Below are 12097 nucleotides of genomic sequence, written 5' to 3'. Positions count from 1 at the left end.
ATTAATTCCTTGCAATAAGTTTATAAAGTATTTTTAAATGGTTTATTGTATGGAAGAAGAGTTTAATTTTTCAGTTAGAAAAATTGTAAAAGGTGCAGGATTAGTATTTATAGGTATAATTCTATCTAAAATTTTTGGTTTAATTTATTTGTTAATCTTAACTAGATGGGGTGGAGCAACGCAATATGGTTTGCTTTCTTTAGGTATAGATTCTTTAACATTTTTAACTGCAATTGCAATTTTAGGATTGGATACTGCATTAGCTAAATATATTCCTCAATATCTTAAAAAAAATAATAAAGAAGTTATGAAAATGATTGCTTATTCTACATTTGTGACTTTTTGTTTAAGTTTCTTTTTTGGGGTTTTATTATTTAGATATTCTGAAGTTTTAGCATATAATTTATTTCATAATTTAAAAATGAATATTGTGCTTAAGATAATTGCTATAGGCATTCCATTAAATGCATTAATTAATTTATTTTTAGGTATAGTAAAAGCTTTTCAAAAAGTAGAATACGAAGTTTATTCTAAAAATTTAATACTTAATCTTTGTCAAATAGGGTTTACTTTAGTTGCATTGTCTTTAGGTCTCGGTATATTTGGCTTAAGTATGGCTTATGTTGCTTCATTATTTATTACCTTATTAATATTATTTTATTTTATAGAATTTAAAATATTTCCTTTTATTCAGCATAAAATTATTTTAGATAAATTAACAAAAGAGATTACTTCTTTTTCAGCACCTTTGGTTTTTGTTAGTTTGTTAACCTCTTTAATATTTTGGGTTGATGGTTTTATGTTAGCTTATTTTAAGAATGCTTTGGAAGTAGGAGTTTATAAAGCAGTAATTCCTCTTGCGCATTTAACTTATATTATTCCTTATGCACTTACAATAATTTTTATGCCTATTGCTTCAGGATTTTATATTGAAAATAAAGTAGAAAATTTAAAGGCTATAACTAAAACTATAACTAAATGGATATTAATTCCTAATTTATTTATTTTATTAATGATTATTTTATTTTCTCGAAGAATAATAGATATTTTATTTATTCAAGAGTATTCAATTGGCTGGTTAGCATTTGTTATACTGGGGGTAAGTTACTTTATACACTATTTAATGATTTGCTCAAGCTTTATGTTAATTATATTAAAAAAAACTAAGTTATTATTCTTAGATTTAGTTATTGGTAGTGTATCCACTATTATCTTAAATTATAAGCTTATACCATTATATGGTTTAACTGGCGCAGCTATATCCACCGGATTTTCTTTAATCTTAATAGCCTTATTATATGGGGCGCAATCTTACTATTATCTCAAAATTAATCCATTTAAAAAAGTATATATCAAAATAATATTTAGTATTTTAGTTACATTAATTTTTGGAATATTATTTATTCCAGCAATTGAAAGATTAATTTTACCTACAATCAAATTAATTGGGGAATTATTAAATAAAGATTTTTATAATAGACTAATTAGCTTATTAATTTCCATGGGTATTTTAGGTTTATTTTATATTATAATGATTATAGTTACAAAATCTTTTGAAGAAGATGATTTAATGATAATAAAAATTATACGAGAGAAAACTAAATTAAAATTATCTTTTTTAACAAAATTCTTTTTTAAGCCTAAGGATATTTAATATTTTTTCTAAATTCCAAAGGATTTAAAGTAATTTTTCCTGAAAGCGCCTTTAATTCTTTAACTCCGTAAACTTCTGCATATTTTTGAGTTAAACCTAAGCAAATATTATTACAATTGCATTTTTTACATTCTTGACTTTTTCTGTGAAATTTTTGATAACTTTTTAAGATTCCATCATAAAATGAAGAGTATAAGCTTTGAGTTAAGAGCTGTTTAAGAGATAATCTTATTATTCCTTTGAGAATATGGTAAACTGTTAAAAATGGGCCAACCCATAGCCATTCTCTTAAAATTAAGTCAGCCTCATAAGTATCATATTTTTGTTGGTATTTATTGCAGATGTATTTTTCATATCCTTTCATAAAACAAAATGGAATATATCTTACATTAATCTGCTTAGTATGATCCTTTAAAATATTAATAGTTTGTTTTATATAAGGTGCAACTTCTGAAAAACTAGCCATCATATCTTCTGAATGAAACTCGGCATCTTCTACAGGATTAAATGAAATTATGTTAACTACTTTAGGTTTGAACTTTAATAGAAATCTTGCTAATTCAGGTAAGTCCTTATAATTTTGTTTAGTTATAGTTATATTTATTCTGAAACCCAAATTTAATTTTTTGGCATTTTCTATTCCGTTAATCAATTTGCTAAAACTCCCTTTTACACAAGTTAGAGCATCATGCTTCTCTGCAGAAGGAGATTCTATTGAAAATAAAACGTCGTCTAAGCCTGCTTCAATTAACTTTTTAAAATAATTTTCGTTTGAGAGTAGTAGCCCATTAGTAATAATTCCCACTTGTTTAAAACCTATTTTTCTAGCATATTTAATTAAATCTGGGAGATCTGATCTTATAGTTGGCTCTCCACCTGTGAAGTCCACCCTATTTTTTCTCCAAAAATATTTAATAAACCTAAGTTCTTTTTTTATTTCTGTAGTAGTTTTATTATTTTCTTGATGTAAGGAGTCTTGATAGTAACAAAATTTACATTTCAAATTACATCTGTTACCTACATGTATCCAATATCTTTTTGTAATTTGCATTTTATTTAATTATTTTTATATTCAAATTTATTTTTTAATTAACAATAAATTTCTGTTGTCAATTTTATTTTTTTTATTTAGTTTATTTAGGCAAGTAATATTAAAATATTTGTTTAAATAATTCATCATTTCTCTTGGATCTGTACCTATTTTAGATATGAAAGAAGGTATGAACTCTAGCATCATTTTTTCTATTTTTCCATCCTCGATTAATCTATTCATTCCAGCTATAACCTTGCCTTCTGCACCTTCGACATCTATTTTAACAAAGGAAATCTTTTTGGGTTTATTTTTAAAAAATTTATTAAGTGTTGTACATATTACAGTAGTTTTAATATCCTTTCCTCCAGAGTAAATTTTATGATTTGCTGTATTTAAAGGATTTAAATAAAAATTAATTGGTTCTTCTTTATCTGATAAAGCTTTGTTAATTAATATTGTGTTTTTATAATTATTTAAAATGATATTCTTACTTAACAATTCAAAATTAGTTCTATCTGGCTCAAAGGCATAAACCTTTCCTTTAGTTCCCACTAATTTTGCAAAAATTAAGGTATAATAACCAATATTTGCACCAATATCAATGACTATGTCGCCAGGTTTTATTAGCTTTAAAATCTTTTTAGTTTCTCTTGGCTCATAAAATTTATCTATCGAAAGTTTCAAAGAATCATTTTTATCTAAAATAAATCTATTTCCAAAAATAATTATTTCTTTAACTCTTAATAGCTTTAACAGTTTTATTCTTATCTTTTGAGCTATTTTTAAATTTTCTAACGGCTTGAAAAGTAAACATGCGCCCTTTCCAAATTTAAATATACCTCTTAAAAGAGGCCTAATAATTGAATTCATATTTTTTAATATTCTCGATTATTTTATAAACTTATGGTTTAAATATTTGTTCTATTATTTATTTAATTTATTTTTTGCTTTTTTTAATTTTGAATATAAACTTGATTTTCCAAATCTTAATTTTATTAAAGGTTTAATAATTTTTAGATACTTTGAATTTGAAACATATGGATAAAATAATTCTTTATAATAGTTTACTTTTTCTTTTGAAATTGAAGGTTGATCTAAAATGGAATCTTCATAGTATCCCTTAACTTTTCTTTTACTTATCCAACCTTTCTTTTTACAAAGTTTATATAGTTCTGTTCCAGGATAAGGTCTGAAAACATTTACAGCTTTTAAATCTGTATCTATTTGTTTGCTAAATTCTAAAGTTTCTTTAATTTGAGGTTCAGTTTCATAAGGTAAACCAACCATATTAAAAGCCATAGTCTTTATTCCTGCTTCTTTTGCTAATTTAAAGGTCTTAATGATTGATTCGTTTGTTAATCTTTTTTTGAGAACTTTATTCCTTAATTTTTCATTTCCAGATTCAACTCCAATCCAAACTTGTGAACAATTTGCTTTTTTTAGAAGCTCAATTATCTCTTTATCAACTAGGTCTGCACGAATATTACACCTAAAAGGAATATTTATTTCTTTAGAATATTTTTCACAAAATTCTTTTAACCAAGATTTATTTAAAGTAAAGGTATCATCATGAAAAGTTAGAAATTTATAGTTTTTATATTTTGAAGTAACTTCTTTTATTTCTTTAATAAAATTATCTACATTTCTATACCTTACAAAATTTCCTTTATTTTTGTAAATTTTTTGTAAAGTATGATTTATACAATAAGTACATTGATATGGACAACCTCTACTGCCCATAAACTCTATACCATAGTGAGAATTCTCTAATAAGTCTTCATAATCAAAAATTTCTCTGTCTGGAAAAGGTAACTCATCTAAATTTTGAATTAGGTTTCTAACAGGATTTTTTATTATTCTTTTTCCTTTTTTAAACCAGAAATTTTGAATTCTTAGATAATCTTGCTTTTTTTCTAGTGCATTTACTAATTCAAGAAAGGCATATTCTCCTTCGCCAATGCATATTCCTAAAGTACCTCTAATACCAATACATTCCAAGGGTGCAATTGTGGGATGCACTCCGCCTAACACGATAGGTATTTTAAATTTAGAATGAATATAACTAATTATCTTTTTAGATAGGTCTATTTGGTCAGTTGTCGAAGAAATACCTATTAAATCAGGTTTAAATTCGTTTATTTTAGAGTCAATAATATCTGATACATCTTCTGAAGAATAAATAGTAATTAAGCTAGCATTATGATTATTTTTCTTTAAAACTGCTGATAAATAAGCTATACCTTGGTTAAATAACCTTTCCTTGCCCTCTTTAAAAGGGGGTTGTGGATAAATAAATAATATCTTCATCAAATTAACTATAAGGCCTGATTTTATAAAGATTTGGTAGAGAAAGTTTTATAAAAAAACAGAATCCTAGATAATTAAATGAATAAGAAGTTTAGTCGAATAATAATCGCACTTTTTGTAGTGTTTATAATGAGTTTTAGTGTTTTAGAGTTTGCTTTAAATAGAAATGGTGGAAGTGAAACTGTAAAATATGGAGAGTTAAGATTTGTGAAAAATCAAGAAGTAGGTGGTGAAAATTGGATACTTCAAGGCACTAATTTTTATCTGAATTATAGTCCCTCTTTATTTGATAATGTTAATTTTACCTCTGAACAGAAAAATTTTATAAACAATTTAAAATCTTCTCAAAAGGTTTATTTTAATTTAGATTATAATAATTCTATGCAAGCTCAATCTGCAAGTAAATTATATAATTATTTTAATAGTTTCTTAAAAGTAGTTCCTGCATCAGATGATAAAACTACGGCTATGGAAAAGGATATTCCTTTAATTAATTGCCAAAACAGTAATTATCTCGTAATATTATTTAAGGAAGGTTTAAAGAGTTTTAAACTTGAGGGAAGTTGTTTATATATTTATGCAGATACTGAAAATGATAGTAAGATATTAGTTGATAAAATTTTAATTGAGGTTTTATATGTCTGAAGATAATGAAACAATTGAAATAGAAAATCTTAATGATACTAAAGTTCAAGAACTTAATTACCATTTTAAAGAGCAGATAGAAAAAGAAGCGCTTAAAGAAAGAATTGAAGAGAGTTTAGAAGAAAAAGGTGAGAAAGGCTCTGAAAAATTTTCTAATATTTTTTGGATAGTTATAGGAATAATTATTTGCGCAATAATCCTTTTTTTTGCATTTAAAATAGGTAATTCAGATAATAAAAGTTATTCTTATAATGGATTTTTGATAAATAAAGCAGAATATGGTTATAGTACATTAGTAACTATAAATAATGAGCCTTATTTAGTTAGTTTTAGAAACGGTCCTAAAGAAGTAGAAAATATAAGTGTAGAAAAAGGCATTAAAGAAGAGATTTTAAGCAAAGAGGTCATTTACTTAACCTTACAGCCTAACTTTACTTCTGTACCAGTTATAGGCGCTCATGAAATAGCTAAAATCTTGGGCAGAGGAGCAAATATTTACAATATTCTAACTATTGGTGCAGTAATTTCTGAGCCAGAGGGCAATTCAATTGGTGTGTCTGTTGTAACTTGTGAAAATGCAACCTCAACTATTGGAGTTATTTGGTTAGATATTAGTAATGAAGAAAAAATATATAAAAAAGATAATTGTATAAAAGTTGAAGGTGTAGATGAGATGAGTATAATTAGATCTTCTGATAGATTATTATTTGATTTATTAAATATCATGCCTGAAGGTTATACTGAAAAGAAAAAATGAATTTAGTTAAAAATAAAAATTCTGAAGAAGATAAAAAAAATATTCCAAGGATTTTAGTTGGGTGTCCTACTTCTTTTCATAAAGAATATTGTTTGAAAGAATATGCAGAAAGTATAAAAAATTTAACTTATAAGAATTTTGATGTTCTTTTAGTTGATAATTCTAAGGATAATGGAGTTTATATTGAAAAAATCAAGGAATTAGGTTTAAACGCAATTAAAGGGCTTTATTTTGAAGGTGCGATGGATAGAATTGTTGCTTCAAGAAATATACTTGCACAAAAGACAATTAAAGAAGATTATGATTACTTTTTAAGTTTAGAGCAAGATGTTATTCCTCCAAAAGATATTATTGAACAAATGCTTAAAAGTGAGAAAAAAATAATTACAGGTGTTTATTTTAATCATAATAATATTGATGGAGAGATCAAATTAATTCCTTTAGTATACAAAATAGTTGAAGATAAATTAAATAAAAATACACTTCCTTCAATGAAACCTATAGAAGACAGTGAACTTTGGGATAATCCAAAAGTTATGAAAATTGTTTCTTGTGGTTTAGGATGTATACTTATTCATAGAGATATTTTAAAAGAAATAAAATTTAGACATGAAAATACGGGCGCATTTGATGATAGATTCTTTTGTATAGATTTATATAATAAGAAAATTCATTTGTATGCGGATACAAGGATTAAATGTAAACATTTAACATTAAATAGGCCTTATCCTTGGAGGGAGATTAAGAAATAACCATAATAGTTATAAATTGCGCTTAAAATTTATTAAATATGCCGCGATCGCATAACCTGGTATTGCACGGGCCTTGAGAGCCCGGCCCTTCAGTGGGCCTCTCGGTTCAAATCCGAGTCGCGGCGTTCTTTAATTTTCTAGAAAAAAAGTCTAAAATAAGTAAATTAAACAAAAGTTACTAGAAATTAATTTGCTTTTGCAATTTCATTCTTTTTTGGTTTTCTTAAAATAAAATAACCAGTTATAATTAAAGCTACAAAAATGATTGGCATAATAAGTAATTTTGATTTAAAAAAACTTGTTTTAGTTTCAAAAGGTTTAATATTTAAATTATTTTTGTTTATAATTTTTACTAAGTCTAATGAAGATTCATTGCTTAATGAAACACTTAAAATGAAGCTGGGAGTTCCATCTTCATCGATTAAAAAATAACCTTTCTGATTTATAGATTTATCTAAAACTGGAAGTACTTCTAATTGAATATCTTTTTTTCCATCTTTATTAATATCTAACTTTGTTATGCTTCCTGGGATAATTACACCATAAAAAGGGGTGGTAGTATTTTCAAAAGAATATACATTTATGTCTATAGAAGTTTTATTTGTTTTATAATTTGTATTAAACTCTCCTATTAAAACTGTTCTTTCTTTATTATCGTATTGAAAAACAATCCTGTCCCCTTCTTTAACAGGGGTATATAAATTATTTCCTGTTTTAACAATCTCTGAAAAGTCTAAACTTATTGTATCTCCGGCTAAACAGAGAGGCAAAGTTAATATCAAAATTATTATAAATATTATAAAATAATTATTTTTCATAACTAAGATTAAAAATTGAAAGTTTATAAAATTATTGTTTTAAAATTTTAATTAAAAACTATATCCAATTAGTTGCAAAAGAAAGAAAAAAGAAAGAAAAAAGGCTTTAGAGCCTTTCTTAAGCTACTGTATATTGACTAAGTGCTGTACTTTTAACTACTGCATCTGCTTTCTTAATAGAAGCTAGTTTGCCTGTAGCTAATGCGTCTGCTGCGTTTCTTGTGTCAACAGCTTCGTAACCTGCTACTAAAAGAGCAACTTTAGCACCGTTGTCCACTAATTTAATCATAGCTTCGTTTGGTATAAAGTCTTTAACTGCAACCTTAGCAACTGATGCTGCTAATGAGTTTACAGCTGGACCACCAACTATAATTAAGTTTTGTGCACTTGCGCTTGCTACTTCTGTGTCAAGTACTGATACAGTTGCTGGGATTTTGTTAATAGTTACAGAATCTCCAGATGTACTTGTTGTTGATGCAGAACCTTTTATAGCAATGTTAGCAAATACTTGGTCTTTAGGTATACTTAAGACAACTTCATCACTTGCACCATGGCTCTTTGGATTTTTCACAATAACACCATACATTGTTCTGTGATTTTCATCTTTAGTTCCAATGGTAGTATATGTAGTTCCTTCCCATTCCAATTCACCTGCTTCTTCTGAACTTGCTGTACCACCCAAGCTAGTTATTAAATTGCTTGTTGTAGACCAGTACATAGATATGTTATCTTGATATGTTGGTAAATAGGTTGAATCGTACGGCATTACAGTTAAGTTAAATACGCTATAAGCTGTATCATTTTCTATAACAATTTGCATATCAGATGATTTTGTATTTCCGTAGTTTAATTCAATTCCTGTTGCACCACTAGATACAAAACCTGCCAGGTATACTTTTCCGTCGCTGATATCTTTATAATAGATACCTAAGTCGGTAGCATTTGCATGTGCAATGTCATCATAGGTAGATAACCATATTTTATTTGTCTTTATGTCTGAGTTTTGGGTTCCATTAGCGATTATATCACTTACATCAATAACAAATCCTTCACTTGCTGTAGTTGAAAGTTCAACTGCGGCTGCAGAAGTAACTCCAATTGCATTATCTAAGTCTGCGGAATTTGTGTATTTAAAAGTGTATGTTGCATAGTCTGTATCTGCTAAAGAAAGGCTATCTAAACAAATACTAAGATATTTGTTTGGTAATTCTATACATTTTCCAACACTGGGTCCATTGTCTTCACTATCATCATAAGCAAAGTCATTTTCAATTCCAATATAAGGTCCTGAAAATTCTGCTGCTGTAGATACAGTTGTTGATGCTTTGGAATTTAAATTGTTAATATTCCAGACCCAATTTGGATTATCTGTATTTTCTCCAACATAAGCATCTCCGTCAACATATGAAGCTTGAGAATCTTTCCCAACAATTAAATTAGCAGATCTTTCAGCCGCATTATTTGAATCGTAGAATGTTTTATCATTTGTAACTTCAAGCCCATTTATTGTTTGTGTAGTTGAAGATGATAATGTATCTACAACGCCATCAACATCTATCATTATGTCTCCACCAGAACCTACATTCTTCAAAGTAACAACTTTACCTTCAACAGTTGCAGTTTGTCCTACAGTTAAGAAATGTTCTTCACCAACATAAGCTGTGAATTTATCATCTCTATCAGCGGAAACTGAAACGATCTTTAAGGTCTTTCCCAAGAATTTAACCTTAAGTGAGTTACTTGATGTTGATAAGTTTGGTTGTATTGTCTCATCAAATACATAATAATACTTAATTGAGTCTTTATCAACCTCTAAGAATACATCTGTGTTATAGTCATCATCTGCATTTGCTAAAGATGTTGCAACAGTAATATATTTACTGTTTTGTCCTAATATTAACATATCTCTAACATCGTAGTCTGAGCTCTGGAAGTTGACAATTGTGTCTTGCATCGAGTTTATATCATCGTCCTCTAATTGCTGGTCAAATACAGAACTGTTTCCTATATATTTTGCGGGCGCAATTGATTCTCCAAGTGGTATTTGGTCAGATACACCGCCAGAAACACTTATTGAACCGCTTGTTGATACTTTAGTTACAGCTTTTGTCTGTAAATCAGACAATATAGTTGATGAACCTATTGTATCACTTGCAGCCGCTTTAGAACCAACTACAATTAAACCACTGAATACACCACTTGTTATGAATGGACTTGGGTAGTCAGCTAATGTGGTTCCTACTGCTAATGCTCCAGTCATGGTTGCTCCAAGCATACCTACGCCAGTAGCAAGAGCAGCTATTTTTCTTAATACTCTTTTAGTTCTCATTTATAAAACACCTCCGTGTTTTGTGTTTTTATTATATTTTCCCTATAAACGGGATTTATTGTGTTTTAAGCACAAGACCCCATATCTTTCTTGAATCCAAATCTCTTTGAGTCTTATACTTTATAGCTGAAATTATTAAAAATTGTGGGGTTTATATAGTTTTTGGTGAGGTTGGCTTTTAAAAAGGATGATTTTTTTGCTTAAAATTTGATTTTAAGCGGTTTTTGGGCATTTTTTAATTTTTGTTTATTTATCTTTTGATATTACTTAAGCATGGTTACTTTAAAGTAAATTAATATATATTTAAAAAAGGTTTAAGTTAGACTAAATGATATTTAAAGAGTTTTAAATAGATTATAATAAAATTTGTTTGAATGGGCTCGGCAGGAGTCGAACCTGCGACCCTTTCCATTTTGAGACTCTTTAATTGCATTAAAGAGCACGTCAAGGAAAAGTCATAGCCACTAGACCACAAGCCCATTAAATTAAGTTTTTTTAACTAAATCTATAATTATTTTAATTAAAAGTTTAATATATAGATGGGTTTAAAAGTTTTACTTGTTTACTAACTAAAAAGTGAAAATATGAAAATAATCTTTAAAATTTTAAAAGCCGGTTCAGGAACCGATGTTTATTTTAAAACTTTAAGTGATGAACTAAAAAAACATAATATAGAAACTGAGATAATAAGCAAATCAAATTACTTAGAACATTTCCCCTGGTTGTTGAAACTTTTAAATTCTAAAACTAATGCAGATATTATTCATAGTGTTGCAGAATATGGCTGGGCATTTAAAGAGGCTAATAAACCCTTAATAGTGACTTTACATCATAGTGTATTTAATGAATTATATTTCAAGAGCTTGCCTCTATATAAACAAATTTATTATACTATTTTTTTGAAACCCAATATTAAAAAATCTCTAAAATGTGCGGATATTATCTTAACCGGAAGTAATTCTACAAAAAAAGACATTATTCAGGGGTTTGGAAATTTAAATATCGAAAACAAAATTAAGATGATTTATTATGGGATAGATTTTGATAAATTCAAAAAAGAAGGAGTTAAATTAGATAATTCTAAATTCAAGCTCTTATTTGTAGGCAATCTGATCCATAGAAAAGGGGTAGATTTGTTACCTAATATAATGAAAGATCTTGGAAAAGCGTATGAATTATATTATGTACCTGGGTTAAGAAAAGTTAGAATCAAAGGATTAGGTAATAATATCAAATCTATCAAAGAAGTGGGCTTAAAGAATGTTTTGGAAGCTTATAACTATTGTGATGCGCTTTTATTTCCTACACGTTTAGAAGGCTTTGGTTATGTGCTTTTAGAAGCTTTAGCCTGCGGTAAACCGGTAATTTCAACTAATTGTTCATCTATACCTGAAATAGTTGAAGAGGGTAAGACCGGTTATCTATGCAAATTTGAAGATATAACTGATTTTAGAAACAAAATTTGTGAATTAAGAGAAAAATATGAGGGGTTTAATAAAAGAATGGCTAATGAAAGAGCCATGCTTTTGGATAAATTCTCGCTTCAAAGGATGGCTAAAGAGTATAAAATAGTTTATTTGGAGTTAATAAAATGACATCCTCTCCACACTAAAGTGTGGAGTTTCCAATGAGAGAGCTAAAAAGGTTTAGTCTCTTGATGCTGAATATAACACATTGTTGTTGGAATGTCTGAATATCCAACCGATGCTGCAAATTTTCCTCTGCTCCAAAGATGTCCATTTGGATATCTCAATCGAGCTTTAGGATGCGCTCTAAAAAAGAGATATGCGCTTCTTCCCTTA

The 12097-nt window shown here is 27.7% G+C and carries 11 protein-coding genes and 2 tRNA genes; 6 read left to right on the top strand and 7 right to left on the bottom strand.

Going from position 1 to position 12097, the window contains the following annotated elements:
- The first annotated feature begins 49 nt into the window (after nucleotides 1–49).
- Complete coding sequence (locus J4403_00275; GenBank protein MBS3166626.1) at nucleotides 50–1654, top strand: oligosaccharide flippase family protein; 1605 nt, start codon at nucleotides 50–52, stop codon at nucleotides 1652–1654.
- On the opposite strand, the gene J4403_00270 is transcribed toward J4403_00275, so the two are convergent.
- The 3 genes from J4403_00270 to J4403_00260 are packed head-to-tail and all read right to left on the bottom strand — an operon-like array spanning nucleotide 1641 to nucleotide 4994.
- Nucleotides 1641–2705 carry a radical SAM protein gene (locus J4403_00270; GenBank protein ID MBS3166625.1) on the bottom strand — a complete coding sequence of 355 codons (1065 nt, stop codon included), beginning with the start codon at nucleotides 2703–2705 and terminating at the stop codon, nucleotides 1641–1643. The genes J4403_00275 and J4403_00270 overlap by 14 nt on opposite strands.
- Before the next feature lie 27 nt (nucleotides 2706–2732).
- A complete protein-coding gene (locus tag J4403_00265) occupies nucleotides 2733–3557 on the bottom strand; it encodes an FkbM family methyltransferase (protein MBS3166624.1) in 825 nt (274 codons plus the stop codon).
- Between the two features lie 54 nt (nucleotides 3558–3611).
- A complete protein-coding gene (locus J4403_00260) occupies nucleotides 3612–4994 on the bottom strand; it encodes a B12-binding domain-containing radical SAM protein (protein ID MBS3166623.1) in 1383 nt (460 codons plus the stop codon).
- Nucleotides 4995–5072: 78 nt separating this feature from the next.
- Between J4403_00260 and J4403_00255 the strand changes: the two genes are divergently transcribed.
- The 4 genes from J4403_00255 (at nucleotide 5073) to J4403_00240 (ending at nucleotide 7273) form a co-directional block, all read left to right on the top strand.
- The gene (locus J4403_00255; protein MBS3166622.1) at nucleotides 5073–5639 is read left to right on the top strand and encodes a hypothetical protein; all 567 of its coding nucleotides are present in this window, start codon (nucleotides 5073–5075) and stop codon (nucleotides 5637–5639) included.
- Complete coding sequence (locus J4403_00250; GenBank protein ID MBS3166621.1) at nucleotides 5632–6396, top strand: hypothetical protein; 765 nt, start codon at nucleotides 5632–5634, stop codon at nucleotides 6394–6396. Before J4403_00255 ends, J4403_00250 begins: the two co-directional genes overlap by 8 nt.
- Entirely contained in the window at nucleotides 6393–7148 is a 756-nt protein-coding gene (locus tag J4403_00245) for a hypothetical protein (protein ID MBS3166620.1), read from the top strand. Before J4403_00250 ends, J4403_00245 begins: the two co-directional genes overlap by 4 nt.
- Nucleotides 7149–7188: 40 nt before the next feature.
- Nucleotides 7189–7273, top strand: a tRNA-Ser gene (locus tag J4403_00240).
- A gap of 60 nt (nucleotides 7274–7333) precedes the next feature.
- Here J4403_00240 and J4403_00235 read toward each other — a convergent pair.
- The 3 genes from J4403_00235 to J4403_00225 form a co-directional block, all read right to left on the bottom strand.
- A complete protein-coding gene (locus J4403_00235; protein MBS3166619.1) occupies nucleotides 7334–7966 on the bottom strand; it encodes a hypothetical protein in 633 nt (210 codons plus the stop codon).
- Nucleotides 7967–8084: 118 nt separating this feature from the next.
- Nucleotides 8085–10295, bottom strand: a complete 2211-nt coding sequence (locus tag J4403_00230) for a hypothetical protein (GenBank protein ID MBS3166618.1) — start codon at nucleotides 10293–10295, stop codon at nucleotides 8085–8087.
- 375 nt (nucleotides 10296–10670) lie between these two features.
- Nucleotides 10671–10774: transfer RNA gene (locus tag J4403_00225), tRNA-Val, on the bottom strand.
- A 105-nt stretch (nucleotides 10775–10879) separates the two neighbouring features.
- On the opposite strand from J4403_00225, the gene J4403_00220 reads away from it, so the two are divergent.
- Nucleotides 10880–11890, top strand: coding sequence for a glycosyltransferase family 4 protein (locus tag J4403_00220; protein ID MBS3166617.1), 1011 nt, complete (start codon nucleotides 10880–10882; stop codon nucleotides 11888–11890).
- A 41-nt stretch (nucleotides 11891–11931) separates the two neighbouring features.
- Here the strand turns inward: J4403_00220 and J4403_00215 are convergent.
- Nucleotides 11932–12097: transposase (locus J4403_00215; GenBank protein ID MBS3166616.1), on the bottom strand; the 166-nt coding region annotated here is incomplete at its 5' end.

Source organism: Candidatus Woesearchaeota archaeon, from assembly GCA_018302225.1.
In the GTDB taxonomy this organism is placed as follows: Archaea; Nanobdellota; Nanobdellia; order SCGC-AAA011-G17; family JAGVZY01; genus JAGVZY01.
Note: the sequence above shows the minus strand (reverse complement) of the source record. Positions and strands in the feature narration are given on the sequence as shown.